Source organism: Dokdonella fugitiva (assembly GCF_004342425.1).
GTDB classification, from domain to species: domain Bacteria; phylum Pseudomonadota; class Gammaproteobacteria; order Xanthomonadales; family Rhodanobacteraceae; genus Dokdonella_A; species Dokdonella_A fugitiva.
The window spans coordinates 344,333-370,789 of record NZ_SLWQ01000002.1; the positions used below are offsets into that span (position 1 = coordinate 344,333).

The window sequence follows — 26,457 nt, forward strand, 5'->3', positions numbered from 1 at the left end:
GCCGCGCGCAGCGATCCGTCAAGGGCGTTTTTCGATCGGCACGAAGGCCAGGTCCTCGGGCCCGGTGTAGTTTGCGCTCGGGCGGATGATCTTGCCGTCGATGCGCTGCTCCACCACGTGCGCGCTCCAGCCGGAGGTGCGCGCGATGACGAACAGCGGCGTGAACATCGCGGTCGGCACGCCCATCATGTGGTAGCTGACCGCGCTGAACCAGTCGAGGTTAGGGAACATCTTCTTGATGTCCCACATGGTCGCTTCGAGCCGCTCGGCGATGTCGAACATCTTCATGTTCTGCTGCGCCGCCGAAAGCTCGCGCGCGACCTCCTTGATCACCTTGTTGCGCGGGTCGCTCATCGTGTAGACGGGATGGCCGAAGCCGATCACGACCTCCTTGCGCTCGACGCGCGCGCGGATGTCCGCCTCGGCTTCGTCAGGCGCGTCGTAGCGCTTCTGGATCTCGAACGCGACCTCGTTGGCGCCGCCGTGCTTGGGGCCGCGCAGCGCGCCGATCGCGCCGGCGATCGCCGAGTACATGTCGCTGCCGGTACCGGCGATCACGCGCGCGGTGAACGTCGACGCGTTGAACTCGTGCTCGGCGTAGAGGATCAGCGAGGTGTGCATCGCGCGCACCCACAGCGCGCTCGGCTTCTCGCCGTGCAGCAGGTGCAGGAAGTGGCCGCCGATCGAGTCGTCGTCGGTCTCGACCTCGATGCGCTTGCCGTTCACGGCGAAGTGGTACCAGTAGAGCAGGATCGAGCCGAGCGAGGCCATCAGGCGATCGGCGATGTCGCGCGCCCCCGGATGGTTGTGGTCGTCCTTCTCCGGCAGCGCGCAACCGAGCGCGGAAACGCCCGTGCGCATCACGTCCATCGGATGCGCCGAGGCCGGCAACTGCTCCAGCACGGCCTTCACCGAGGCAGGGATGCCGCGCAGCGCCTTCAGCTTCGCCTTGTAGCCGGCGAGTTCCGCGCGGTTGGGCAGCTTGCCGTGCACGAGCAGGTGCGCGATCTCCTCGAACTCGCAGGTGGTCGCGACGTCGAGGATGTCGTAGCCGCGGTAGTGCAGGTCGTTGCCGCTGCGACCGACCGTGCACAGCGCCGTGTTGCCGGCGGCGACGCCGGACAGGGCGACGGACTTCTTGGGTTTGAACGGCGTGGCGGTGTCGGTCATGGTGTTCTCTCGTGATGGCTCTTTCGCATGCACATTTGCGTCAATCCCCGAAGGCTTCCGCAGCGGGAAGTGCCGGGCAGGAATCGACGGGTTTCTGGATCGCCTGGGCGGTCGGGTCGTCGGCCGCATACGCCCAGCATTCGTCGAGGGTCGAGCAGTAGCAGATGTCGACGGCGGTGTGGCCGCGGCTGGCGGCGCGGAACCGGTGATAGGTGTCGGCGTCGCCGAGCACGAGCATCGGCACCACCTCGCCGCCGCTGATCACGTTGCCGCCGATCGTCGAGGTGCGCAGCGGGACATGGCCGAGGCCGAGCGCGTCGGTCACCTCGCGCCAGGTCCGCATCGGCTTGCCGTCGACGCGTACGCGCACGCTCCTGACGATCGCGGGCCCCACGCCCTTGTTGAGCAGCTTGACCGAATTCTCCGTGTCGTAGCTCGCGAGCATGAGATAGGGCCACACCTGCGCGCGCACCTGGCTGCGCTGCAGGTAGGCCGTGTAGCCGGACACGAGCAGCGCGAGCGCGCCGACCAGCGACGCGATCACGGCAGCGAGCGCGTCCCAGTTGCGCGCACGGGCCTGCCCGGGGGACGGCGAACCGCTCATCGATCGTCGCCCGCCGGTCAGCCGTCCGAACGCCCGCCGGCGAACAGCGCGTCGAGCTTCTGCTCGTAGGCGTGGTAGCCGAGGAAATCGTACAGCTCCGCGCGCGTCTGCATGCTCGGTACCACGGCCTTCTGCGTGCCGTCGCGGCGCACGGCCTCGTAGAAGTTCAGGGCCGCCTTGTTCATCGCGCGATACGCGCCGCAGCAGTACAGCGCGATGTCGACCTCGGCGCCACGCAACTCGCCGGTGGTGAAGAACGGCGTCGAACCGAACTCGGTGAGATTGGCGAGGATCGGCACCTTCACCGCGCGGCGGAAGCGGCGGTAGTCCTCGAGCGTCTGCATCGCTTCCGGGAAGATCATGTCGGCGCCCGCCTCGACGTAGGCGACCGCGCGCTCGATCGCCGCGTCGATGCCCTCGACCGCGGCCGCATCGGTGCGCGCCATGATCACGAACGTCGGGTCGGTACGCGCGTCGACCGCCGCCTTCACGCGGTCGACCATCTCGTCCTTCGACACGACTTCCTTGCCCGGCCGATGACCGCAGCGCTTCTGCCCGACCTGGTCCTCCATGTGCACGGCGGCGACGCCGGCGTTGACGAACGAGCGGATCGTGCGCGCGATGTTGAAGGCGCCGCCCCAGCCCGTGTCGATGTCGACGAGCAGGGGCATCTGCGTCGCGTCGACGATGCGGCGCGCGTCGGTGAGCACGTCTTCCATCGTGCTGATGCCGAGGTCCGGCATGCCGAGCGAATTCGCCGCCACGCCACCGCCGGACAGGTACAGCGCCTTGTAACCCACGCGCTTGGCCATGAGGCCGGCGTAGGCGGTGATCGCGCCGACGACCTGCAGTGGCCGCTCTTCGGCGACGGCTGCGCGGAACTTCGCGCCGGCGGAAAGGCTGGTCATGAGGGTGCTCCGGATGCTGACGATGCGCCAGCCCGGCATTTTAACCCACCCGGGTCCCGCGCAACCCGAACGTCGTGCCTCAGCCGGCGCCGGCCACCGCCGCGGGCACCGCGTCGGCCCAGCGCTCGATCGGCGCCGGGCGGCCGAGCAGGAAGCCCTGGCCGAACTCGCAGCCCATGCGCAGCAACGCATTGCGCTGCGCCGGCGTCTCGATGCCCTCGGCGATGACCTGGATGCCGAGCGCGCGCGCGAGCGCGAGGATCGCCGCGACGACGGTGGTCGTCGCCGGCGTGCCTTCGTCGAGCGCGTGCACGAACGAGCGGTCGATCTTCAGCATGCGCAGCGGCAGCGAGTGCAGGTAGCTCAGCGACGAATAGCCGGTGCCGAAATCGTCGAGCGCCGCGCCCACGGCGAGCCCGCGCAGCCGCTCCAGCGTGCCGCGCACGCGCTCCGGGTCGTCGAGCAGCGAGCCCTCGGTGACCTCGATGATGAGGCGTGCGGGATCGAGGCCGGTGCGCTCGAGCAGGCGCACGAGGCGGCGATCGAAGTCGGCGTGCTGCAGGTGCAGGGCCGAGACGTTGATGGTGAGGAACGGCCGGGTCCCGTGCAGTTGCTGGATTGCGCTGCAGGCGGCCTCGAACACGCGCCAGTCGATCGCCTCGATGTGGCCGCCGTCCTGCGCGACGCGCAGGAACGTGGCCGGGCCGAGCACGCCGTCGCGCGGATGGTTCCAGCGCATGAGCGCCTCGTAGCCGACCACCTCGCCGTCGGCGAGGCGGCAGAACGGCTGGAAATACGGCTGGAATTCGCCGCGACGCAGCGCCTGGCGCAGTTCGCCCTCCATCGCGAGCACGTCGATCGCGGATTTCGCAAGCGTGTCGTCGAACAGCATGTAGCGCTTGCGGCCGAGCTCCTTGGCGCGGTACAGCGCGATGTCGGCGTCGCGCAACAGTTCGTCGGCGACGATGTAGTTGCCGTCGCCGATCGCGATGCCGATGCTCACTGACGGGTCCAGTTCGCGCCCGGCGAGCTGCAGCGGCACCCCGAGCGTGTCGAGCACGCGCCGCGCGACGTCTTCGGCCGCGGCGCGGTCGCCGACGTCCTCGATGAGCACCGCGAACTCGTCGCCGGACAGGCGCGCGACCATGTCCGGCGCACGCACGCACTTGAGCAACCGGCCTGCGACGGCCTTCAGCATCTCGTCGCCGGCCAGGTGGCCGAGGCTGTCGTTGACGACCTTGAATCGGTCGACGTCGAGGTACAGCAACGCACAGCGCCGGCCCGGCTCCTCGCGCAGGCGACCGAGGATGTGGTCGAGCCGCTCGCGCAGGAAGCCCCGGTTGGGCAGGCCGGTCAAGGCATCGTGCATGACCTGGTGCTTGAGCTGGTCCTGCGCGCGCTCGCGCTGCAGGATCTGTTCGCTCAGCTCGCGCGTACGCTCGGCGACGCGTTGCTCGAGCTCCGCGTTCGCGCGCTGCAGGGTCGCGGCCGAACGGCGGCGGTGGATGCTGTTGGCGATCTGCAGCGCGGCGAAGCTGAGCAGTTCCTGGTCGGCCGCGCCGTAGGACACCGACTCGGTGTAGCTCTGCACGACGACGACGCCGATCGGCTGGTCGTCGACGCGCAGCGGCACGCCGAGCCAGCAGAACGCGGGGCGGCCGATGCGCGCCGGGTCGACCTCGCCCCGGCGGCCGAGCTCGGCGATGCGCTCACTGTCGCCGAGCAGCGCCACGCCCGTGCGCAGCACGTATTCGGTGAGGCCACGGCCGACCTCGCGCGACGCGGTGCGGCGCGCACCCGCATCGACGTAGTACGGGAACGACAGGATGCGGCGGTCGTCCGAGAGCAGCGCGATGAAGAAGTTCTCGGCATTGAGCAGCTCGCCGACCACTGCATGCAGGCGTTCGTAGAACTCGTTCTCGTCGATGTCCGCGGTGGCAAGCTGCGCAATGTGGAACAGTGCCGCCTGCAGGCGCTCCGCGCGCTGTCGTTCGAGTACTTCGAGCTGCAGGCCGCGGTTCGCCTCGGCCAGCTCGAGCGTGCGCAGGCGCACCTCCTGCTCGAGGTCCTCCTGGTTGCGCTTGCGTTCGAGCGCGGTGAGGATGTGGCTGCCGACGAACTCGAGCAGGGCGCGATCCTCGGGCGTGAAGCGCAGGCCCTCCCGGTAACTCTGCACGACGAGCGCGCCACGCGCCTTGCCGTTGCGCAGCATCGGCACGCCGAGCCAGTCGTGGCTGTCGGGGCCGACCGGCTTCAGCGGCGCGGCGACCTGCTTGCGCAGCTCGTCCATCGTGCCCATCAGCGCCCTGCCCTCGATGATGAGGTGCCAGGTCAGCGTGCCGCGCAGGCTTTCCATCGGGATGTCGCGCGAGGTGTCGGGCACTTCCTTGTCCTCGACGTCGGCGAAGTAGAGGAAGCGCAAGCTGTCGCTCTCCGCGTCGTAGCGGACGATGAAGAAGTTCTCCGCGTACATCAGCGTGCTGACGATGCGATGGATGCCGCGCAGCAGGTCCGGCATGTCGCGGTCGGAACCGGCGAGGTCGGAGATCGCGAACAGCGCGCGCTGCAGTGCCTCGGAGTGCTCGAGCTGCTTGTGTGATTCGTGCAGGTCCTGCAGCTGCAGGGCCCGGCGCAGGTGGATGCCGGCGAGGCGCATGCACGGCGCGAGTGCGTCGAGCACGGGCGCCGACACCTCGTTGGGGAACAGCAGCAACAGGGCGGCGCGATCGTCGTCGAGGCGCACGTCGACGCGGCGGCCATCGACGCGCAGCGGCTCCTCGCCGGCCATCAGCGCGGCGACGCGCTGCATGTCGGCCCGGTCCGGGCGCCCGCCCCCCTCGATGCCGATCGCCTCCGCGACGTCCTCGAGCCACATGACGACGCGCGCGCTGCAGCCGAAGTGGCGCTGCACCATGTCCACGATCGCCCGCGCGGTTTCGCGCGGCGCGGTCAGCTCGACCAGTCGCAGTAGGCACTCCAGCTGCACCGCGTCGCCCGACGGCAGGTTTGTGGAACAGTGGACCATGGGACTCCGCCCGTGCATGGCAGGCTGCGGCCGCGGCACCCCTTCGCCGCAGGACGCCACCAGTGCAGCGCGCGGCGCTGCAGGTGTCAATAGTGGACGCGCCGGGACGACCGCGATCACGGCCCGGCACCCGGTCGACCCCGGCCGGCTGCCCGGCGGATCAGTACCGAGCGGACTCGAGTTCGCGCACGAGGCGCTCCGCGCCGTAGACCTTGCCGAGCGCTTCGAGGATCGCGCTGCTGTGCACGGACACGGTGCGGTTGAGCCGCTCGTCGTACCAGTAGTTGCCGCCGAGGGAATGGATGTTGCCGTCGAACACGAGGCCGACGATCTCGCCGCGGGCATTGACGAGCGGGCTGCCCGAGTTGCCGCCGATGATGTCGTTGGTCGTCACGAGGTTCATGCGCTTGCGCAGGTCGAGGCGGTCCTTCGCGGCGAGCCACGATGCCGGCAGCGCGAACGGATAGGAACCGGTCGCATGGGCGAACGTGCCGGCGATGTCGGTGAACGGCGGCACCGCCGTGCCGTTCTCGTCCCAGCCGCGCACCTCACCGAACGAGAAGCGCTGGGTGAAGGTCGCGTCGGGATAAACGCTCGCGCCGTATTTCTCGAAACGCGCGCCGGCAATGAGTTCCGAATTCTTGTCGACGACCGCCTCGACGTCGTTCTCGTAGCGCGCGCGGATCGCGCGCGCCTCGGGGTCGACGGTGCGCGCGAGCACGATGAACGGATCGTCCGACTTCGCCACGGCTTCGGCGCCGCCGTCCCAGAGCGCCTTGCGGACGGCCGGGTCGCCGAGCCGCGTGCCGGCGACGAGGCGACGGGCGACCGCGTCGGGCGCCTCGTTGCCGAGGATCTTGCGCACGAGGGCATCGTCCGTGCCGAGCGCCTCGCGCAGCTTGGCGAGCGACCAGCCGAGCGTCACCTGCTCGTAGTCAGGGTAGACCGGCGCACTCGACAGCAGGTGCTGCGTCACGCTGGGCAGCTTCGAGTCGGTGTACTCGCGCAGGCGCTCCGCGTTAGGCTTGCCGCGCTCGAGCGTGCCACGCACCAGCGTACGCGCGTGCGCGTAGTATTCGGAGAAGAAGCCGCGGCGCGCTTCGAGGTACTTGTAGCGCGTTGCGATCGAGCGATACGCATCCATCGCCCCGGCGATCGCCTCCCACGCGCCGCCGTACTTCGCCTTCCGCGCGGGGTCGGCGTCGACGAACGCGCGCAGCTCGGCTTCCTGCTTGCGCTTGAGCGCGAAGACGGCCGGATCCTGCAGCGCGAGCAGGCGCCCGCGCAGTGCCTTGAACGCGTTCTCCACGCTGAACAGGTCGTGCTGGCCGATACGCCAGTGTTCGGGCGATTCGCTGCGGAACTGCGTGATCAGGCCGCGTTGCTCGGCGAGCAGGAACAGGCGCGGCACGAGGTCGAGGTCGCGCGCCGATTCGAGCTCGGCGATCGTGAGCTGGCGATCGGTGCCGCCGGGATTGCCGATCGTGACGACCATCTCGCCTTCGGCGGCGCCGTCCTTCGAGAACGGGAAATAGTCGGCGACCACGGCCGGCTTGTCGTTTTCCCACGCGCGCAGCATGCCCACGTCGAGGTCGTAACGCGGGAAGTTGAAGTTGTCCGGATCACCGCCGAAGAACGCCATCTCGAACTCGGGCGCGAACACGAGGCGCACGTCCTGGTAGCGGTGGTACTTGTAGAGGGCGTAGACGCCGCCGTGGTAGAGGTCGACCACGTCGCAGCGCGTGCCGGCGCTGTCCTGGGCGACGCATTCCTTCTCGATCTCGGACTTGATCGCCTTGTCGGCCTTGCTGAACGCCTGTCCGCTCCTGCCGGCGGTCGCCTTCTTCACGCGCGCGGTCACGTCGGTGATCGTGTCGAGTCGGTTGAGCTCGATCTCGGGGCACTTGATCTCGTCCTTTTCCTCCCTGGCGAGGAAGCCGGACTTGATGAAGTCCCGGTCGGCGGTCGACAACTGCTGCACGCACGAATTGACGCAGTGGTGGTTGGTCAGCACGAGGCCTTTGGGCGAGACGAACGAGCCCGAACAGCCGCCGGCGAGGCGCAGCGCCGCGTGCTGCGCATGCGCGGTCCATTCGGCGGTCGGCGTGAAGCCGTACTTCGCCTGCAGTTGCGCCGTCGGCAGGTTGTCCGGCGTCCACATGCCTTCGCCGGCGAGCGCGGCCGAACCGGTCGCGAACGCGAGGAAGATGCCGACTGCGAGCTTGTACATGACCACTCCTTCGGTTCGAGCCCGCGCCGGAAGGCGCGCGCTGAGGGCACGTCACGGTCGCTTCGTGGGGCAACCGGCCGTCGAAACGAACCGCCGGGCCGCGCCGCGACACGGCAGGAAAACACGGGCGCTGCCCGAGCGGGCGGCGCCCTCGTGGATCAGCGCTGGGCGAACAGATGCTCGACGCCGGCGCGCTCCTCGCGCAGTTCCTTGTCGGTCGCGTCCATGCGCTCGCGCGAGAACGTGCCGATCTCGAGGCCCTGCACGATCGTGAACCTGCCGTCCTTGATCGTGACCGGGTAACCGTAGATCACGCCGGGCCGGATGCCGTAGGAACCGTCGGACGGGATGCCCATCGAGACCCAGTCGCCGTCCGCCGTGCCACGCGCCCAGTCGCGCATGTGGTCGATCGCCGCCGATGCGGCCGACGCCGCCGACGATGCGCCGCGCGCCTTGATGATCGCCGCGCCACGCTGCTGCACGGTCGGGATGAACGTGTCCTTGTACCAGGCGCCGTCGACCGCATCGATCGCCGGCCTGCCCTTGATCGTCGCGTGATGGATGTCCGGGTACTGCGTCGAGCTGTGGTTGCCCCAGATCGTCATGCGCTTGATGTCGGTCGTGTGCGCACCGGTCTTCTCGGCGAGCTGCGACAGCGCACGGTTGTGGTCAAGGCGCACCATGGCGGTGAAGCAGTTCGGGTCGAGGTCCGGCGCGTTCTGCTGTGCGATCAGCGCATTCGTGTTGGCCGGATTGCCGACCACCAGCACCTTGACGTCGCGCTTGGCGTGGTCGTTGAGCGCCTTGCCCTGCGGCGCGAAGATCGCACCGTTCGCCTCGAGCAGGTCCTTGCGCTCCATGCCCGGGCCGCGCGGGCGCGCGCCGACGAGCAGCGCGTAGTCGACGTCCTTGAACGCGACGTTGACGTCATCGGTGGCGACCACGCCGGCGAGCGTCGGGAACGCGCAGTCGTTCAGTTCCATCACCACGCCCTGCAGCGCGGGCAGCGCCGGCGTGATCTCGAGCAGGTGCAGGATCACCGGCTGGTCAGGGCCGAGCATGTCGCCGGCGGCGATGCGGAACAGCAGGGCGTAGCCGATCTGGCCGGCGGCGCCGGTGACGGCAACACGGACGGGGGTCTTCATGGGGTGCTCCAGTGAACGTTGAACGGGATCGGCGCGCGGCGCTCGCGGCGCCGCGTGCACTCACTTCAGTTCGGCGAAGAACTCGCGGAACCGCTTCAGCCCTTCCGGCAGCTGCGCCGTCGGGCAGGTGTAGGAGATGCGCAGCGCGTTCGGCTCGCCGAACGCGGAGCCCGGTACGCAGGCGACGCCCTTGACCTCGAGCAGCGCGTCGCAGAGGTCCACGTCGTTGGCGATCGTGCGCTCGCCGTGGCGCTTGCCGAACGCGCAGGAGATGTCGGGGAACACGTAGAACGCGCCCTGCGGACGCGGGCAGACCACGCCCGGGATCGCGTTCATGGCCGCGAGCACCTGGTCGCGCTTGGCCTGGAACTCGGCGCACTTCTGCGTCGGCACGTCCTGCGGACCGGCGAGCGCGGCGACCGCGGCCGCGGTGACGATCTCGGGCACGTTGGTGATGTGGTTGGAATTGAGCGTGACGAACGCCTGCGCGACCTTTTCCGGGGCGGCGATGAAGCCGACGCGCCAGCCCGGCATGCCGTACGTCTTGGAGATCGAGTCGACGTGGATCGTGCGCTCGCGCAGTTCCGGCCGCGCATTGACGAAGTTGTGGTAGCCGATGCCGTCGAACACCATGCGGTTGTAGATGTCGTCGCAGACGATCCACACGTCCGGATGCTTCACCAGCACGTCGGCGAGCGCGGCGATCTCGTCCTTGGTGTAGACCATGCCGGTCGGGTTGTTCGGGTTGTTGAACAGGAACACCTTCACGCCCGGCAACGCGGCATCGAGCTGGGCCGGCGTCAGCTTGTAGTTCTGGCTGGCCGGGCACGGCATCAGGCGCATCTTCGCGTCGACGATCTCGGCGATGTCGACGTAGGTGGTCCAGTACGGCACCGCGAACGCGATCGTGTCGCCCGGATCGAGCAGGGCCTCGGCGAGGTTGTAGAGCACGTGCTTGGCCCCGATGCCGGCGGCGACGTTCTTGCGCGTGTAACCGCCGAGGCCGGTGCCCTCGAGGTGGTGCAGGAAGGCATCCAGCAGCGCATCGGCACCGCGGTTGGAACCGTACTGGCCGCTGTCCTTGGCGAGCGCGTCGCGGACCGCGGCATACACGTGCTCACCGGGCAGGAAGTTCGGCACGCCGATCGAGAAACTGACGATGTCGCGACCTTCGGCCTTGAGTTGCTTGGCCTTTTCGGCGACCGCCATGATGGCACTGGGCTTGGCGCGGCTCATGCGCGCAGCGAGAGTCGGCATGCGATTCCTCGGCAGGAGACGGGGCTCGAAATGGAGCCGGACAGCCCAAAATTCTAGCACAGCGTCGCGTCCGGCCCGGCCGGCGTGGCGATGCCCGTGCGGGCGACGCGTCGCAACAAGCCATGCCTCGGGCGCATGCGCTAGAGTGCCAGCGGCCTTTCGCCGCCAGGAGGAGTTGCCATGCACTACCTGTGGATGTTCATCGTCGGCCTGCTCGTCGGCATCGTCGCGAAGTTCCTCATGCCCGGGAAGGATCCGGGCGGCTTCTTCGTCACCGGCCTGCTCGGCGTCGCCGGCATGTTCGTCGGCGGCTTCCTCGCCCAGACGCTCGGCTTCAAATCCGCGGTCAGCGGCACGATCGAACCGTCCGGCTTCATCGGCGGCGTGATCGGCGCGATCATCCTGTTGATCATCTACCGCCTGTTCCGTCGCAACCGCCCTGCCTGACGAACAGGGCAGGCAACGAGAGGGCCGCGCGAGGCCCTTCCAGCGAAGTGTCGAATCGCCATCAGCCTCCGCTGGTGGCATTTTTTTCGTCGCGGAGCCCAAGCCGGCGTCACCGACGTGACGCGGGGCTTGGCCGCCGGGCGTCCGGACCGAGACTTCGTCGGGCGCTAGCAGGCCATCGCGGCCAGTTTGCGCGGCGCAAGATGCAGGTAGCTCCGGCGCACGAGCTCGCTCACGTCTGCCCAGTCGATCGGATCATCGAGCTCCAGCCCCATGATGTCGGGAAACCACTTCGGCCGGAAGAACGGCGGCGCGTTGAAGCGTTCCGGCTGGAACGCCTTCTCCACCGTCCGGAACGTGATGAGGCAGGCCGGCCCCTGCAGACCGGAGGCTTCGGCGTAAGCGGGCGGCCATCCTTCATCCAGCATCAGGACATGCGCGAAGGTTTTCTGGCGCACGCGCCAGCGAACGCCGACCCACGCGTTCTCCTCGCAGCTTTCCGGAAGGCCAGCGCAGATCTTCCGGAGATTTGCCAGCACCGGCTGCGGCGGAAGGGCCGCTTGCCTGCCACCGTGGAATCGCTTCATGGCGCCCATGCCCGTTTCACGTGGGCGGCTCGAGCGCACGACGCAGGATGACGACCGGAATCGCGCGGGCGTCGACCTCGAAGCCGACGATCTGGAAGCCGCTGCGCAGGTTGAGCACGATCATCGGATTGTTGGCGGCACGCGCACGGGTCTCGATGAACGGATAGCCGAGTTTCGCAACACGCTCGTGCTGCAGGCGCATCAACGCGGCGGCCACGCCCGTCCGGCGCGCTACCGGGCGTACGCCACCCAGCCAACTGTAGAAGAGATGGGCACCGCGGCGGTAGCCGAGCTTGAACCCGATCACCTCGTCCCGATGCGAGGCGAACAGCAATAGCGGGTCGGCCACGTTTTTCAGCCGGTCGAGGTAGGTCGGGTCGAACCCGGGAAAGATCTCGCTGCAAACGGGCAGCAACAACGCAGCGACTTCGCTCGGTTCAATATCGGGAAAACGATATTCCACGTCTTCGGGACGGATGGCGGGAGCATTCATCGGATATCGACTGGTCCGTGGCGGTTCGAGCCTGCGCATCCAATCCGGAACACGGGGACATCGAAGGGGCCGGTGATCAAGCCGGTGACATTCCGCGCGCCCCGCCCGAGGCGGTATCGACGCCGAGCGCGCGCTCGAACCGCCAGACGTCGAGCGGGAAAGGACCTTCGGCCGTGTCGGCAGGCACGCACTCCACGCCGGTCATCGTCCAACCGGCCTTGCGATAGAAGCGGGCCGCACGCTCGTTGCCGATCGCGCAGGCAAGCCAGGGCCGGGCGATTCCCCTGGCGAGGAAGCGTGCCTCGGCATCGGCCATCAAGGCCTGCGCCACGCCTTGGCCACGAGCCTCGGCGGCAACGTAGATCTGGTAAAGCTCGTCACCCTTGATCCAGTGGAAGCCGAGCGGCGCGCCGGGTTCGCCGACGGTCCTCACCGACTCCATCGCGGGGCGCAGGCGTTCCACGAAGCTCTCCGCGGTCCTGAGCCGTGCCAGTGCCACGGGCAGGATGTCCGCATGCGCATCGGTCCACCCGTGGTGCCACAGGCGAGCGAGCGGGAGCAGGTCCTCACCCAGCGCGTCACGTACTTCCATCCGCACCTCGCGACCAGATGATCGAAGCCGGCGTTCGCCGATTTGAACACGGAGCACACGAGGCACACAGGACGAAAATTTGCCCGATTTGCTTTCTTCGTGTGCCGGGCGTGCTTCGTGTTCCGAGCCTTGTTTGCGCGCCGGCAGCCGGCTGCGGTTCGGCTGCCGCACGGGTTCCGCAATGCGCATGCGGCGAAGGCGACGGCTGCGAGCGATCGCGCGGATCGGTGATGCCGTCGTGCCACCCAGGCGGCGTTCGGCCGATCCGGCGCATGCGCCGGATCGGCAGGCCGGGACTTGCTCCTGCCGGCGCGGAGCCTCAGGCGCGGTCGAGCACCGCGTTCCACGCATCGAGGTGGGCCTTTTCCTGGGCGAACAGGGGCGCGGTGTCGCCCTGGATCGTGATCGACTCGATGCGGTCGCCGCCCTTGATCCTGTCGACGATCGCCTGGTCCGCCGGACCGACGACGCTGCCGAACACGCTGTGCTTGCCGTCGAGCCACGGGGTCGGCACGTGGGTGATGAAGAACTGGCTGCCGTTGGTGCCGCGGCCCATGCGCGAGCCGGCGTTGGCCATCGACAGGATGCCCGGGCGGTCATGCTTGAGCGCCGGCACGATCTCGTCGTCGAACTGGTAGCCCGGTCCGCCCGTGCCACTGCCCTGCGGGCAACCGCCCTGGATCATGAAGTCCGGGATCACGCGGTGGAACGTCTTGCCGTCGTAGAAGCCGCGGCGCGCGAGGTTGGCGAAGCTCGCGACCGTCATCGGGACCTGGTCGGCGAACAGGTGCAGGTGGATCGTGCCGTGCGCGGTGGCGATTTCGGCGGTCAGCTCGGGGAGGGACATCGGGGTGCTCCGGGTTCGTGGGACGCGCAGCCTAACCGATCCGCGCGCGGGATTCCCGGCCGGCCCGGCAGCGCCCGCGAATTCCCGCTATACTATCCGGCTGACTTTGCGGCTTCGCCGCCCTCCCACCCCAGACCGGCCGCACCGACGGCCGCAGGCCCCCGCCCCGATGTCCATCGAAAACCTCCGCAACATCGCGATCGTCGCCCACGTCGACCACGGCAAGACCACCCTCGTCGACTGCCTGCTCAAGCAGTCCGGCACGTTCAGCGAACGCACCGTGCTCGCCGAGCGCGTGATGGACTCGAACGACCAGGAAAAGGAGCGTGGCATCACGATCCTGTCGAAGAACACCGCGATCACCTGGCAGGGCAACCGCATCAACATCGTCGACACGCCGGGACACGCCGACTTCGGCGGCGAGGTCGAGCGCGTGTTGTCGATGGTGGACACCGTGCTGATCCTCGTCGATGCGATGGACGGGCCGATGCCGCAGACGCGCTTCGTCACGCAGAAGGCGTTCCAGATGGGTTTCCGCCCGATCGTCGTGATCAACAAGATCGACCGCCCTGGCGCGCGCCCCGACTGGGTGCTCAACCAGACCTTCGACCTGTTCGACCGCCTCGGCGCGACCAATGAGCAGCTCGACTTCCCGGTGGTCTACGCCTCGGCGCTGCACGGCTACGCGAGCCTCGACCCGGAAGCGCGCTCGGGCGACATGACGCCGCTCTACGAGGCGATCATGCAGCACGTGTCGCCGCCGCAGGTCGACCTCGACGGCCCGTTCCAGATGCGCATCAGCCAGCTCGACTACAACAACTACGTCGGCCTGATCGGCATCGGCCGCGTGCAGCGCGGCAAGGTGCGCACCAACATGCCGGTCACGATCATCGACCGCGAGGGCAAGCGCCGCAACGCCAAGGTGCTGCAGGTGCTCGGCTTCATGGGCCTCGAGCGGCGCGAAGTCGCCGAAGCGGAAGCCGGCGACATCATCGCGGTCAACGGCATCGAGGCACTCGGCATCTCCGACACGATCTGCGCGCCGGAAGCACCCGAGCAGCTGCCGGTGCTGACCGTCGACGAGCCGACGATCAGCATGACGTTCCAGGTCAACAACTCGCCGTTCGCGGGCAATCGCGACCACAGCGGCGGCAAGTTCCTCACCTCGCGCCAGCTGCGCGACCGCCTGCTGCGCGAAACCCTGCACAACGTCGCGCTCAGGGTCGAGGAAACCGACGACCCGGACAAGTTCAAGGTGTCCGGCCGCGGCGAACTGCACCTGTCGGTGCTGATCGAGACGATGCGTCGCGAGGGCTATGAGCTCGCCGTGTCGCGCCCGGAAGTCATCATCAAGGACATCGACGGCGTGCCGAGCGAGCCGATCGAACAGCTCGTGTGCGACCTCGAGGAGCAGTACCAGGGCGGCGTGATGGAGCGCCTCGGCATGCGCCGCGGCCAGCTCGTCAACATGGAGCCCGACGGCAAGGGCCGCGTGCGCCTCGAGTACATGATCCCGGCGCGTGGCCTGATCGGCTTCCAGACCGAGTTCCGCACGATCACCGCGGGCACCGGCCTGCTGTTCCACGTGTTCGACCACTACGGCCCGAAGGCGGAAGGCGCGATCGCCAAGCGCCCGAACGGCGTGATGATCTCGAATGGCCAGGGGCCGGCGCCGGCCTACGCGCTGGTCGGCCTGCAGGAACGTGGCCGCCTGCTGGTGAGCGAAGGCGACGAGATCTACGAGGGCCAGCTCGTCGGCATCCACGCCAAGGACAACGACCTCACGGTCAATGCGCTGCGCGCGAAGCAGCTCACCAACATCCGTGCCGCCGGCAAGGACGACAACGTGCAGCTGACGCCGCCGATCCGCATGTCGCTCGAGCAGGCGCTCGAGTTCATCGAGGACGACGAACTCGTCGAGGTCACGCCGAAGGCGATCCGCCTGCGCAAGAAGCACCTCACCGAGAACGACCGCAAGCGCGCCTCGCGCCAGGCGGCCTGACGGTCCGCACGGGTGCCGCACCGCGCGCCTCGCACGAGGCGCGCCGGCAAATGCGGCGGCGGCGATTCGATCGCCGCGCGAGGATCAGCGACTCGCCTGCAACGCGCCGCGCTTGCGCACGATCAGCATCGCCAGCTCGAGCGATTGTTCGTAGTTGAGGCGCGGGTCGACCTGCGACTTGTACGCGCGCGCGAGATCGGTCTCGGTGAGGTCGCGCGCGCCTCCCATGCATTCGGTGACATTCTCGCCGGTGAGCTCGAGGTGCACGCCGCCCAGGCGCGTACCCGCCGCGGCATGCACGTCGAAGGCGCTGTCGAGCTCGCCGCGGATGTTCTCGAAGCGGCGCGTCTTGACGCCATTGCCGACCGTCTCGGTATTGCCGTGCATCGGATCGCACACCCACAGCGGCGTGCGCCCGCTCGCCTTCATCGCGGCCAGCAGCGGTGGCAATGCGTCGCCGATCCTGGTCGCCCCCATGCGGTGGATCAGCGTGAGGCGCCCGGGCTCGCGCTCGGGGTCGAGCACGTCGGCGAGTCGGCGCAGCTGGTCCGGCGTCACCGACGGGCCGATCTTGACCGCGATCGGGTTGCGGATGCCGCGGAAGTACTCGACGTGCGCGCCGTCGATCGCCGCGGTGCGCATGCCGATCCACGGGAAGTGCGTCGACAGGTTGAACCAGCCCGCCTGGCGCGGCACCTGGCGCGTGAGCGCCTGCTCGTAGTGCAGCACCAGCGCTTCATGCGACGTGTAGAAGTCCACGCGCTGGAAACTGCCGAGCGGCTCGCCGGCGAGCGTTTCCATGAAGCGCAGCGAATTGCCGATCGACTCGACCATCGCGCGGTATTCGTCCTGCAACGGCGAGTGCTTGACCCAGCCGAGGTCCCAGTACTCGGGGTGGTGCAGGTCGGCGAAACCGCCGTCGACGAGCGCGCGCACGAAATTCATCGTCATCGCCGAACGCGCATGGCCACGGATGAGGCGCTGCGGGTCCGCGCGTCGCGCCTCCGCGGTGAAGGCGGCCGCGTTGACGAGGTCGCCGCGGTAGCTCGGCAGCGTGACGCCGTCGCGCGTCTCGCTGTCCGCCGAGCGCGGCTTGGCGTACTGGCCGGCGAAGCGGCCGACGCGCACGACCGGCAGCTTGAGACCGTGCACGAGCACGAGGCTCATCTGCAACATGACCTTGAGCCGGTTGGAGATCAGCGGCGAACTGCAGTCGTCGAAGCTCTCCGCGCAATCACCGCCCTGCAGCAGGAAGCGCTCGCCGGCCGCCGCTTCGGCGAGCAGCCGCTTGAGCGAGAGGATTTCCCACGACGTGACCAGCGGCGGCAGCTGCGACAGCTGGGCGAGCGCGCGCTCGAGTTCGGTCGCGTCCGCGTACGCGGGCTGCTGCGCCTGCGGGCAGGCCTGCCACGACGACGGCGACCATTCGGCGGGAGCGGTGCTGAGCGATGCAATGCGTTCCGGAGCGGCCATGGCGATCGTCGTTTGCTGCAATGCGGAAAACGATCATGCCACAGCCTTCGGCGCCGTCATACAGACGGCGGCGTATCGGCGGCTAGGCGATCCGCCGGCGGAATCCGGCCCAGAGTGCGCCCGTGCCGAGCAGCACGTAGCTGATCAGGGTCCAGCCGGGCATCGTGATGCCGAGCAGGCGCCAGCTGCTTTCGCTGCAGTCGCCGCTCGCCATGAAGGCCTTGCGGATCGCCTGGGAAAGCGGGAAGCGGTTGTCGAACAGCGTGTAGAAGTCCATGCCGCAGCCGCCCATGAGCGGGTCGGGCGGGTTGAGCTGCATCCACAGGTGTTGCACCGCGATCACGCCGCCGACGAGCGCGAACAGCGCGACGAGCGCGGCGTACACGCGCCGCCCCAGCGCGCCCGGATCGTGCAGCGCGCCGGCGAGGAAGAACACGCCCATGCCGACGAAGGCGCCACGCTGGAACATGCATTTCGGGCACGGCACGATGCCCTGCTGGCGTTCGAGGATGAAGTACGCGTAGGCGACCAGGCCGAAGCAGATCAACGCACCGAGCGCGAACTGCGAACGGAAGGACCAGGCGAACGGATTGGGGTTCATGCGTGCTCCGGGGTCGAGGCGGAAAATTCTAGCGTCACGGCCGCGCTACAGGAAAAGCCGTAGCGTCAGCGTGCCGAGGTACATGCAGACCGCAAGCGCGAGCCAAAGTGCCCAGGTCGCATACTCGACCGCGCGCGAGCGGTGTTCGCGGAACGCGAGCCAGAACACGAGCGGCACCAGCGCATAGCGCAATTCCACCAGCCACGAGGCGGCGAGGAACAGCAGCCCGACCGGGAACAGCCCGTACGCCCCGGCCGGCCGCAGGCGGAACGTCGCGAGCGCACAGGCCGCCGCGGCGGCCACGAGTGCCGCGAGCGCGCGTGCGAGTTGCCGTTGTTCGATGAGCAACGGCAGGTGGTTGTGCACGTAGTACGACGGGTAGGCGCTGTTGTACGGATGATCGGCGTGGAAGCCGAACCAGAACCCGCACGCGACGAACACGGGGACCGCCGCGAGCAGCCAGTTGCGACGTCGCCGGCGCAAGGCCGCAATGCACGCCACGAGCCCCTGCAGCACCTGCAGCGGCAGCACCAGCCCCGCGACGAGCAACGCGAACAGCGGATTGCCCGCGTGCAGCGTCGCGTCGGGATGCAACGCGGCCTGCGTGCGCGACAGCGAGATCGATCCGTTCCAGGCCCAGAACGCGACGAATACGGCAACCGGCACCGCATACGGCCAGAGCGAGGCGAGCAAGCGGCGCGGCTCGCTGCGCAGGCGACCCGCGTCATCGCCGAGAGCGAGCAGCACCAGCAGCCCGGTCCAGACGACTTCGTGCTGGCGCACGCCGACGAGCGCGGTCGCGAACAGTGCCGCGAGCACGTGCCTGCGCGACACGCTCGCCCATGCCGCCCACAACAGCAGCGCCAGCGCGAGCACGTCGGTATAGACGAGGAACAGCAACGGCACGAGGATCGGCAGCACGAGCACTTGCGCGGTCGCGAGCGTCTCGGTGCCCGGCCACGCACGCCGGCGCAGCGCATGGAAGCCCGCGACGGCGAACAGGCCGAAGCCGGCATTGGCGAGGCGCGCGGCATCGAGCGAATCCGCGCCGCACGCGCGCATGATCGCCGCCACCAGCGCGTGGTAACCCGGAATCGTCGTGAGTTCCGTCAGGATTCGATTCGTGCCACGCAGGAACTGCGTGATCTGGGTGAAGTGGTCGATCTCGTCGGTGAACGGCGCGCGCAGGCGCAGCGCGACGATCCCGGCGACGTAGAGGGCGCCGAGCAGCAGCCCGAACGCCCACGCGCCCGGCGGCGAAGATGCGCGTTCCAGAAACGAAAAACCCCGGACAGGCCGGGGCTTTTCGCTGGTTGGCGACTGCGGCGTCAATCCGCCGACTCGTTGCCCGCGTCGGAACGCGGACGATCGACCAGTTCGACGTACGCCATCGGCGCGTTGTCGCCGGCGCGGAAGCCGCACTTCAGCAGGCGAAGGTAGCCGCCCTTGCGCTCGCGGTAACGCGGGCCGAGTTCGACGAACAGCTTGCCGACCGCTTCCTTGTCGCGCAGGCGCGCGAACGCGAGGCGGCGGTTGGCCACGCCGTCGGTCTTTGCGAGCGTGATGAGCGGCTCGGCGACGCGGCGCAGCTCCTTCGCCTTCGGCAGGGTGGTGCGGATGAGCTCGTGCTTGAACAGCGACGCAGCCATGTTCTTGAACATCGCTTCGCGATGGCTGCTCGTGCGGTTGAACTTGCGACCGGCCTTCTGGTGGCGCATGGAAGAATCCTCTCGTTTCGATTGTTATGGGACGCCGGGGAGCATGTCCCGGACACCCGCGGTTACCCGCTGATGATCGGCCCTTTCAGTACGGGCCGTACTCTGGCGATGCGGCCCACGATGGCCGCTCCTGGACTTCGACGGGAATGCCGGGGCATCCCCTCGCGGCCAAACCGGCCGCCATGGCGATCAAGGGCGATCGCACCGAATGAACAGCGGCCATGGGCGACGAACGTCACTCATGGCCGCGGAGAAACGAATCAACCGAGCTGCATGCCGTGGACGAGCCCCGGCGGCGGCCAGCTGTCGAGCTTCATGCCGAGCTGCAGGCCGCGCTGGTACAGCACGTCCTTGATCTCGGTCAGCGACTTCTTGCCGAGGTTCGGCGTCTTCAGCAGCTCGACCTCGGTCTTCTGCACGAGGTCGCCGATGTAGTAGATGCTCTCGGCCTTGAGGCAGTTGGCCGAACGCACGGTCAGTTCGAGGTCGTCGATCGGGCGCAGCAGCACCGGGTCGACGCCGCTCTTGTCGGTCTTCGCGTCGGTGCTTTCGCGACGCGCGAAGTCGCCGAACACGCTGATCTGGTCCTGCAGGATCTCGGCGGCCTTGCGCACCGCTTCCTCGGCGTCGATCGCACCGTTCGTCTCGACGTCGAGCACGAGCTTGTCGAGGTCGGTGCGCTGCTCGAGGCGGGCGCTGTCGACGTTATAGGCAACGCGACGGACCGGGCAGAACGAGGCGTCGAGTTGCAGGCGACCGATCGGACGCGCTTCCTCGTCCGGCAGGCGGCGCGCCGTCGCCGGCTGGTAGCCGACGCCGCGCACGACCTTGAGGCGCATGTTGAGCGCGATATCCTTGGTCAGGTGGCAGATCACGTGGTCGGGATTGACGATCTCGACCGAGTGATCGACCTTGATGTCGCCCGCGACGACGACGCCCTTGCCCTTCTTGCTGAGCGTGAGCGTGGTTTCGTCCTGGCCGTGCATGCGGATGGCGACGTCCTTGAGGTTGAGCAGCACCTCGATGACGTCTTCCTGCAGGCCCTCGAGCGTGGTGTACTCGTGGAGCACGCCGTCGATTTCGACTTCGATGATCGCGCTACCGGGGATGGACGACAGCAGCACGCGACGCAGCGCATTGCCGAGGGTGTGGCCGAAACCGCGCTCCAGCGGCTCGACCACGACCTTGGCGCGGTCGGTACCGAGGCGTTCGACTTGGATGCCGCGCGGACGCAGCACGTTGGTGGACGATCCCGCCATATGCAGTTGACTCCAAGAATCCTCGCGGATTCCTCAGTGATGTGTTCCTGCGAAGGTCCGGGCGAAGCCCGGCCTTCTTACTTCGAGTAAAGCTCGATGATCAGGCTTTCGTTGATGTCCGACGGCAGGTCGGAACGCTCCGGCAGCGCCTTGAACAGGCCGCTCGCCTTCTTCGCGTCGACCTCGACCCACGACGGAACGAGATCCATTTCCTGCGACACGGTCAGCGATTCCTGCACGCGCAGCTGGCTCTTGGCGCGCTCGCTCAGGGCGATCTCGTCGCCCGGGCGCACCTGGTACGACGGCAGGTTGACCTTCTTGCCATTCACGCGGACGGCGGCATGCGACACCAGCTGGCGCGCGGCCGCGCGCGTCACGGCGAAGCCCATGCGGAACACGACGTTGTCGAGGCGCGACTCGAGCATGCGCAGCAGGTTCTCGCCCGTGTTGCCCTTCTGGCCCGAGGCCTTCTGGTAGTACGAACGGAACTGGCGCTCGAGCAGGCCGTAGATGCGCTTGACCTTCTGCTTCTCGCGCAGCTGCACGCCGTAGTCCGACAGGCGGCCGCGCTTGGCGCCGGCGGCGCCGTGCTGGCCGGGCTTCTGCTCCAGCTTGCACTTCGAATCGAGCGCGCGCGCGGGGCTCTTGAGGCTGAGGTCGGCGCCTTCGCGGCGCGCGAGCTTGCAGGTGGGTCCGAGATAACGAGCCATGGTTCCTGATTCCCCTTACACGCGACGCTTCTTCGGCGGACGGCAACCGTTGTGCGGGATCGGCGTCACGTCGATGATGTTGGTGACCTTGAAGCCCGCATTGTTGAGCGAGCGCACGGCCGATTCACGACCCGGACCCGGGCCCTTGATGCGGACTTCGACCGTCTTCACGCCGTAGTCGGCGGCGACGCGCGCGGCCTTGTCCGCAGCGACCTGCGCGGCGAACGGCGTCGACTTGCGCGAGCCACGGAAACCGGCGCCGCCGGCGGTCGCCCACGAGAGCGCATTGCCCTGGCGGTCGGTGATCGTGACGATCGTGTTGTTGAACGAAGCCTGCACGTGGGCGACGGCGTCCGTCACCACACGCTTGGTCTTCTTCTTCGGCTTGGCTGCAGCGGGTTTGTTCATTTGCCCGGATATCCTGGATTACTTCTTGATGGCGCGGCGCGGGCCCTTGCGGGTGCGCGCGTTGGTACGGGTGCGCTGGCCACGCAGCGGCAGGCCGCGGCGATGGCGCAGGCCACGGTAGGTACCGAGGTCGATCAGGCGCTTGATCGACATGCCCACTTCGCGGCGCAGGTCGCCCTCGACCGTGAACTTGCCGACCTCATGGCGCAGCTTGTCGACCTCGGCCTCGGTCAAGTCCTTGATCTTGGCCGCAGGATTGACGCCCGCGTCGGCGCAGACCTTCTTCGCGCGCGAACGGCCGACGCCGAAAATGCTCTGCAGGCCGATCACGACATGCTTCTGAACCGGCAGATTGACACCCGCAATGCGTGCCATGCTTGTTGATCTCCAGAAAAACTACTTAAGTGCGCAGAGAACTTGACATTATATCCGGTTTGCCCCGGCCGGGGAACCCCCAGCCGGACGGCCCCGAATCTGGACCTTTGCCGCTCAACGGCCGCGCAAATTCGCCTTCTTGAGCAGACTTTCGTACTGGTGCGAGACCAGGTGCGCCTGGATCTGCGCCGTGAAATCCATGACCACGACCACGACGATCAGCAGGGACGTGCCACCGAAGTAGAACGGCACGTGCCAGGCGTTGCGCAGGATGTCCGGCACCAGGCACACCGCCACCAGGTACAGCGCCCCGGCGCCGGTCAGGCGGGTCAGCACGCCATCGATGTAGTCGGCCGTCGCCTTGCCCGGGCGCAGTCCCGGGATCAGCGCGCCCGAGCGCTTGAGGTTGTCCGCGGTTTCCTGCGAATTGAACGTAAGCGCCGTGTAGAAGTACGCGAACACGATGATGAGCAGCGCGTACAGCAGCATGTGCAGCGGCTCGCCCGGCCCGAGGGACGCGGTCAGCACCTGCAGCCAATGGATCTCGTTCGAGTTGTTGAACCAGGTCGCGGCCGTCGCCGGGAACATCAGCAGCGACGAGGCGAAGATCGGCGGGATCACGCCCGACATGTTGATCTTCAGCGGCAGGTGCGAACTCTGGTTCATGTACGCCTTGCCCGCCCCGCCCTGGCGACGCGCATAGTTCACGGTGATGCGGCGCTGGCCGCGCTCCATGAACACCACGAACGCGGTCACCGCGAGCACGATCACGAACACGATCAGCACGCGCAGGATCGGCAGCTCGCCGGTCTGCGCCATGCCCAGCGTGTGCACCACCGCGGCCGGCAGGCCGGCGACGATGCCGGCGAAGATCAGCAGCGAGATGCCGTTGCCGATGCCGCGCTCGGTGATCTGCTCGCCGAGCCACATCAGGAACATCGTGCCGGCGGTGAGGCCGACGACGGTCGTGAAGATGAAGCTCGGCCCCGGAGCGTAGACGATGCCCGTCTGCGCCTGCAGCATCGAGGCCACGCCGAAGGACTGGAACAACGCCAGCGCGACGGTGCCGAAACGCGTGTAGGTGGTCAGCTTGCGCCGCCCCGCCTCGCCTTCCTTGCGCAACTGCTGCCAGCTCGGGATCACCGACGCGAACATCTGCACGATGATCGACGCCGAGATGTAGGGGATCACGCCGAGGGCGAAGATCGACAGTCGGCTCAGCGCGCCGCCCGAGAACATGTTGAACATGTCGAGCAGGCCGCCGCCCTGCTGGATGCGGCGCGCCATCTCTTCCGGGTCGACGCCCGGGACCGGGATGAACGAGCCGAGCCGGTACACGACCAGCGCGCCGATCACGAACAGCAGGCGCTGCTTCAGTTCCGTCAGCTTGCCGAGCGAAGCGAGCGGATTGGACTGCGAAGACGCCACGCGCTTACTCCACGCTGCCGCCGGCAGCCTCGATCGCGGCCTTGGCGCCGGCGGTGATCGCCACGCCCTTGAGCTTCACCGCACGCTTGATCTCGCCCTTCTTCACGATCTTCGCGCGCGCGGCGCGGGTTTCGATCAGGCCGGCGGCCTTGAGCACGTCGAAATCGACCACGTCGGCCTTGAGCGAATCGAGCTTGTACAGCAGCACTTCGCTGACCTCGTGTGCCTTCTTCGAACGGAAACCAACCTTCGGCAGGCGGCGCTGCAGCGGCATCTGGCCGCCTTCGAAACCGGCCTTGACCTTGCCCTTGCCGGCGCGCGCGTACTGGCCCTTGTGGCCACGGCCGGCCGTCTTGCCAAGGCCGGAACCGATGCCGCGACCGACGCGGACGCGATCCTTGCGGGCACCTGCAGCGGGCTTGAGTGTATTGAGACGCATGTCGATCGACTCCAGAGAAATTGCTAGGTCGAGGCACCGAACGCGAGTTCAATGCCCCGGGCGCCTCAGGCGCTTTCCTCGATGCGCACCAGATAGCTGACCTGGTTCACCAGGCCGCGCACCGACGGCGAATCCACCAGCTCACGCACGTCGTTGAGCTTGCGCAGGCCGAGCGCGCGCACGCTGACGCGATGGCGCTCCTGGCAGCCGTTGATGCTCTTGAACAGGCGGACGCGGATCGTCTTGGCCGCCGTAGCCTTCGTCTTAGCCATTGCCCATCACCTCGTCGACCGACTTGCCGCGCTTGGACGCGATGCGCGCCGGCGACACCATTGCCTGCAGGCCGTTGATCGTCGCGCGCACCAGATTGATCGGGTTGCGCGAACCAACCGCCTTGGCCAGGACGTTCTTCACGCCGACCACTTCGAGCACGGCGCGCATCGCGCCGCCGGCGATCACGCCGGTACCTTCCGACGCGGGCTGCATGAACACCTTGGCGGCGCCATGGTTCGCCTTCACCGCATGGAACAGCGTGCCGTTGTTGAGTTCGACCTTGACCATGCCCTTGCGCGCGCGCTCCATCGCCTTCGAGATCGCGACCGGCACTTCGCGCGCCTTGCCGTAGCCGAAGCCGACGCGGCCATCGCCGTCGCCGACGACGGTCAGGGCCGTGAAGCTCATCTGGCGGCCACCCTTGACGGTCTTCGCCACGCGGTTCACCGCGATCAGCTTCTCGAGGAAGCCGTCGCTGTTCTCACGTTCGTTCGTATTCGCCATGTTTCACCTGTCATGCCGCCCGCCGGAGCGGTTGCGGACTTCTGCTTGCGGCATCGCCGCTTGGAGTTGTGATGGAACGGTTCCGGAACGGCTCAATCCGGTTGTCGCTGCGCCTGCCCTGGCGCCCGGCACGAGGCCGGATTCGTCGCGTCACGCGGCCGCGGGGCCGCGCGCGATCAGAACTTCAGGCCCGCCTCGCGCGCCGCTTCCGCGAGCGCCTGGATGCGGCCGTGATAGCGGAAACCCGAGCGGTCGAACGCGACCTTCTCGACGCCCGCCTTCAGGGCAGCTTCGGCGACGGCCTTGCCCACGGCAGCGGCGGCGGCCTTGTTCTTCGTGCCCTTGAGGCCTTCGGCGATCGCCTTCTGCGTGGTCGACGCGGCCGCGATGACCTTGTCGCCCTCTGCAGTCTGCACCTGCGCGTAGATGTGCTGCGCGCTGCGATGCACGCTCAGGCGCGGCACGCCCAGCGTACGGATGTGCGCGCGGGTCGACTTGGCGCGGCGGAGTCTTGCGATGTTCTTTTCCATGGTCTTGATTCCAGAAGCGGATCGGCTGCTCTAGTGAGAAGTCCGGCCAGGGATGGCCGGGCCCTTGCGGGGGAACCGCACTATGCCTTCTTGGCCTCTTTGAGGGTGATCTTTTCGCCCGAGTAACGCACGCCCTTGCCCTTGTAGGGTTCCGGCGGACGGAATGCGCGGATCTTCGCGGCGACTTCGCCGACGCGCTGCTTGTCCGCACCGGCGATCAGGATTTCGGTCTGTGCCGGAACCGTGATCGTGATGCCCTCCGGCGCCTGGAAGACGACCGGATGCGAGAAGCCGAGCGTGAGGCTGAGGTCCTTGCCCTGCAGCGCCGCGCGGTAGCCGACGCCGACCAGCTCCAGCTTGCGCTGGTAGCCTTCACTCACGCCGGTGACCATGTTGTTGATCAGCGCACGGGCGGTGCCCGCCATTTTCATGTCGCTCGCGTTCTTCACGCTGAGCTGGATCGTGCCGCCGTCGACGGCGACGTCGACACCGGCCGGGGCGGGCAGCGCGAGCGTGCCCTTCGGGCCCTTCACGGTGATCGCATCGGCCTTGACCTGGCACTCGACGCCCTTGGGCAGGTTGATGGGTTTCTTGGCAACGCGGGACATGTCTTATTTCTCCAAGAAACTTAGGCGACCAGGCCGATGACTTCGCCGCCGAGGCCCTTCTTGCGGGCCTGCGCGTCGGTCATGATGCCGGACGACGTGGAAACGATCGAAATGCCGAGGCCGTTGAGCACCTTCGGCAGCTCGTCCTTGCCGCGGTACACGCGCAGGCCCGAACGGCTGATGCGCTCGATGCGCTCGATGACCGGCTTGCCTTCGTAATACTTGAGGGCGATCTCGAGCTTCGCCTTGCCTTCGACCGTGCTCGTCTGCACGTCGGCGACGTAGCCCTCGTCCTTCAGCAGGTTGGCGATCGCGTGCTTGACGCGTGAGGCCGGCATCGCCACGGAACGCTTGCCCGTGGCCTGCGCATTGCGAATGCGCGTGAACATGTCGGCGATGGGATCAGTCATGCTCATGAAAAACTACCTCTGAGTGCACCGATATCCGCGGAATGCGAATGATCTGATTTTTTGGAAGCCCGGCCACGCGTGCCCGGGCTCGTGCGGAGATTCCGCGTGTTACCAGCTCGCCTTGCGCAGGCCCGGGACGTCGCCACGCATGGTCGCTTCACGCAGCTTGTGGCGCGCGAGGCCGAACTTGCTGTAGACGCCACGCGAGCGGCCGGTCAGTTCGCAACGGTTGCGCTGGCGGGACGGACTCGAGTCGCGCGGCAGCTTCTGCAGCTTCACCGCCGCGGCGATCTTCTCGTCGTACGACGCCGTCGTGCTGGAAACGATCTTCTTGAGCTCCTCGCGCTTGGCGGCATGCCGCTTCACGAGCTTGGCGCGCTTGAGATCGCGGTTGATCATCGAGGTCTTGGCCAT

29 protein-coding genes are annotated in these 26,457 nt (G+C 67.8%); 2 read left to right on the plus strand and 27 right to left on the minus strand.

Features of this window, described 5'->3' with window-relative positions; genetic code table 11:
- Positions 1–18: 18 nt before the first annotated feature.
- The 7 genes from prpC to EV148_RS05810 all read right to left on the minus strand — a co-directional run bounded on the left by prpC (position 19) and on the right by EV148_RS05810 (position 10,339).
- On the minus strand, positions 19–1,170 hold the full coding sequence (prpC, locus tag EV148_RS05780; protein ID WP_131994861.1) for a bifunctional 2-methylcitrate synthase/citrate synthase: 1,152 nt from the start codon (positions 1,168–1,170) through the stop codon (positions 19–21).
- A 40-nt stretch (positions 1,171–1,210) separates the two neighbouring features.
- A complete protein-coding gene (locus tag EV148_RS05785) occupies positions 1,211–1,774 on the minus strand; it encodes a hypothetical protein (protein ID WP_131994864.1) in 564 nt (187 codons plus the stop codon).
- Between the two features lie 17 nt (positions 1,775–1,791).
- A complete protein-coding gene (gene prpB, locus EV148_RS05790; RefSeq protein WP_131994867.1) occupies positions 1,792–2,682 on the minus strand; it encodes a methylisocitrate lyase in 891 nt (296 codons plus the stop codon).
- 79 nt (positions 2,683–2,761) lie between these two features.
- Positions 2,762–5,707 (minus strand): bifunctional diguanylate cyclase/phosphodiesterase, encoded by a 2,946-nt coding sequence (locus EV148_RS05795; RefSeq protein ID WP_131994870.1) that lies wholly within the window; start codon positions 5,705–5,707, stop codon positions 2,762–2,764.
- A gap of 160 nt (positions 5,708–5,867) precedes the next feature.
- Positions 5,868–7,937, minus strand: coding sequence for a S46 family peptidase (locus tag EV148_RS05800; RefSeq protein ID WP_131994873.1), 2,070 nt, complete (start codon positions 7,935–7,937; stop codon positions 5,868–5,870).
- Positions 7,938–8,095: 158 nt separating this feature from the next.
- On the minus strand, positions 8,096–9,082 hold the full coding sequence (locus tag EV148_RS05805) for a malate dehydrogenase (protein ID WP_131994876.1): 987 nt from the start codon (positions 9,080–9,082) through the stop codon (positions 8,096–8,098).
- A 60-nt stretch (positions 9,083–9,142) separates the two neighbouring features.
- Positions 9,143–10,339, minus strand: a complete 1,197-nt coding sequence (locus EV148_RS05810; RefSeq protein ID WP_131994879.1) for an aminotransferase class I/II-fold pyridoxal phosphate-dependent enzyme — start codon at positions 10,337–10,339, stop codon at positions 9,143–9,145.
- 180 nt (positions 10,340–10,519) lie between these two features.
- Between EV148_RS05810 and EV148_RS05815 the strand changes: the two genes are divergently transcribed.
- Entirely contained in the window at positions 10,520–10,786 is a 267-nt protein-coding gene (locus EV148_RS05815; RefSeq protein ID WP_131994882.1) for a GlsB/YeaQ/YmgE family stress response membrane protein, read from the plus strand.
- A 167-nt stretch (positions 10,787–10,953) separates the two neighbouring features.
- Here the strand turns inward: EV148_RS05815 and EV148_RS05820 are convergent, their stop codons facing one another.
- The 4 genes from EV148_RS05820 to EV148_RS05835 all read right to left on the minus strand — a co-directional run bounded on the left by EV148_RS05820 (position 10,954) and on the right by EV148_RS05835 (position 13,305).
- Positions 10,954–11,382 carry a hypothetical protein gene (locus EV148_RS05820; RefSeq protein ID WP_206750688.1) on the minus strand — a complete coding sequence of 143 codons (429 nt, stop codon included), beginning with the start codon at positions 11,380–11,382 and terminating at the stop codon, positions 10,954–10,956.
- A gap of 7 nt (positions 11,383–11,389) precedes the next feature.
- Positions 11,390–11,866 (minus strand): GNAT family N-acetyltransferase, encoded by a 477-nt coding sequence (locus EV148_RS05825; RefSeq protein WP_131994888.1) that lies wholly within the window; start codon positions 11,864–11,866, stop codon positions 11,390–11,392.
- Between the two features lie 76 nt (positions 11,867–11,942).
- Entirely contained in the window at positions 11,943–12,647 is a 705-nt protein-coding gene (locus tag EV148_RS05830; RefSeq protein WP_199222721.1) for a GNAT family N-acetyltransferase, read from the minus strand.
- Positions 12,648–12,777: 130 nt separating this feature from the next.
- Positions 12,778–13,305 (minus strand): peptidylprolyl isomerase, encoded by a 528-nt coding sequence (locus EV148_RS05835; protein WP_131994891.1) that lies wholly within the window; start codon positions 13,303–13,305, stop codon positions 12,778–12,780.
- 169 nt (positions 13,306–13,474) lie between these two features.
- Between EV148_RS05835 and typA the strand changes: the two genes are divergently transcribed.
- On the plus strand, positions 13,475–15,307 hold the full coding sequence (gene typA / locus EV148_RS05840; RefSeq protein WP_131994894.1) for a translational GTPase TypA: 1,833 nt from the start codon (positions 13,475–13,477) through the stop codon (positions 15,305–15,307).
- An 84-nt stretch (positions 15,308–15,391) separates the two neighbouring features.
- On the opposite strand, the gene EV148_RS05845 is transcribed toward typA, so the two are convergent.
- From EV148_RS05845 to rpsN, 16 genes are all read right to left on the minus strand, one after another.
- Positions 15,392–16,780, minus strand: a complete 1,389-nt coding sequence (locus EV148_RS05845; RefSeq protein WP_131994897.1) for a class II 3-deoxy-7-phosphoheptulonate synthase — start codon at positions 16,778–16,780, stop codon at positions 15,392–15,394.
- A gap of 82 nt (positions 16,781–16,862) precedes the next feature.
- Entirely contained in the window at positions 16,863–17,381 is a 519-nt protein-coding gene (locus EV148_RS05850; protein ID WP_131994900.1) for a disulfide bond formation protein B, read from the minus strand.
- Between the two features lie 45 nt (positions 17,382–17,426).
- On the minus strand, positions 17,427–18,713 hold the full coding sequence (locus EV148_RS05855) for a Dol-P-Glc:Glc(2)Man(9)GlcNAc(2)-PP-Dol alpha-1,2-glucosyltransferase (RefSeq protein ID WP_158287343.1): 1,287 nt from the start codon (positions 18,711–18,713) through the stop codon (positions 17,427–17,429).
- Positions 18,710–19,099, minus strand: coding sequence for a 50S ribosomal protein L17 (gene rplQ, locus EV148_RS05860; RefSeq protein ID WP_131994906.1), 390 nt, complete (start codon positions 19,097–19,099; stop codon positions 18,710–18,712). The genes EV148_RS05855 and rplQ overlap by 4 nt, the downstream gene beginning before the upstream one ends.
- A 260-nt stretch (positions 19,100–19,359) precedes the next feature.
- Entirely contained in the window at positions 19,360–20,358 is a 999-nt protein-coding gene (locus tag EV148_RS05865; protein ID WP_131994909.1) for a DNA-directed RNA polymerase subunit alpha, read from the minus strand.
- 77 nt (positions 20,359–20,435) lie between these two features.
- Complete coding sequence (gene rpsD, locus EV148_RS05870) at positions 20,436–21,068, minus strand: 30S ribosomal protein S4 (protein WP_131994912.1); 633 nt, start codon at positions 21,066–21,068, stop codon at positions 20,436–20,438.
- Between the two features lie 15 nt (positions 21,069–21,083).
- A complete protein-coding gene (gene rpsK, locus EV148_RS05875; protein WP_131994915.1) occupies positions 21,084–21,476 on the minus strand; it encodes a 30S ribosomal protein S11 in 393 nt (130 codons plus the stop codon).
- Positions 21,477–21,494: 18 nt separating this feature from the next.
- Positions 21,495–21,851, minus strand: a complete 357-nt coding sequence (rpsM, locus tag EV148_RS05880) for a 30S ribosomal protein S13 (protein ID WP_131994918.1) — start codon at positions 21,849–21,851, stop codon at positions 21,495–21,497.
- 114 nt (positions 21,852–21,965) lie between these two features.
- A complete protein-coding gene (gene secY, locus EV148_RS05885; RefSeq protein WP_131994921.1) occupies positions 21,966–23,279 on the minus strand; it encodes a preprotein translocase subunit SecY in 1,314 nt (437 codons plus the stop codon).
- Between the two features lie 4 nt (positions 23,280–23,283).
- Positions 23,284–23,724 carry a 50S ribosomal protein L15 gene (rplO, locus tag EV148_RS05890; RefSeq protein WP_182517943.1) on the minus strand — a complete coding sequence of 147 codons (441 nt, stop codon included), beginning with the start codon at positions 23,722–23,724 and terminating at the stop codon, positions 23,284–23,286.
- Between the two features lie 59 nt (positions 23,725–23,783).
- Complete coding sequence (gene rpmD / locus EV148_RS05895) at positions 23,784–23,990, minus strand: 50S ribosomal protein L30 (RefSeq protein WP_131994927.1); 207 nt, start codon at positions 23,988–23,990, stop codon at positions 23,784–23,786.
- Positions 23,983–24,495 carry a 30S ribosomal protein S5 gene (gene rpsE, locus EV148_RS05900; RefSeq protein WP_131994930.1) on the minus strand — a complete coding sequence of 171 codons (513 nt, stop codon included), beginning with the start codon at positions 24,493–24,495 and terminating at the stop codon, positions 23,983–23,985. The genes rpmD and rpsE overlap by 8 nt, the downstream gene beginning before the upstream one ends.
- Before the next feature lie 176 nt (positions 24,496–24,671).
- On the minus strand, positions 24,672–25,025 hold the full coding sequence (gene rplR, locus EV148_RS05905) for a 50S ribosomal protein L18 (RefSeq protein WP_131994933.1): 354 nt from the start codon (positions 25,023–25,025) through the stop codon (positions 24,672–24,674).
- 80 nt (positions 25,026–25,105) lie between these two features.
- Positions 25,106–25,633: a 50S ribosomal protein L6 gene (gene rplF, locus EV148_RS05910; protein WP_131994936.1), complete on the minus strand. Its 528-nt coding sequence runs from the start codon at positions 25,631–25,633 to the stop codon at positions 25,106–25,108.
- A gap of 20 nt (positions 25,634–25,653) precedes the next feature.
- Positions 25,654–26,049 carry a 30S ribosomal protein S8 gene (gene rpsH / locus EV148_RS05915; RefSeq protein ID WP_131994939.1) on the minus strand — a complete coding sequence of 132 codons (396 nt, stop codon included), beginning with the start codon at positions 26,047–26,049 and terminating at the stop codon, positions 25,654–25,656.
- A 102-nt stretch (positions 26,050–26,151) separates the two neighbouring features.
- Entirely contained in the window at positions 26,152–26,457 is a 306-nt protein-coding gene (rpsN, locus tag EV148_RS05920) for a 30S ribosomal protein S14 (RefSeq protein WP_131994941.1), read from the minus strand.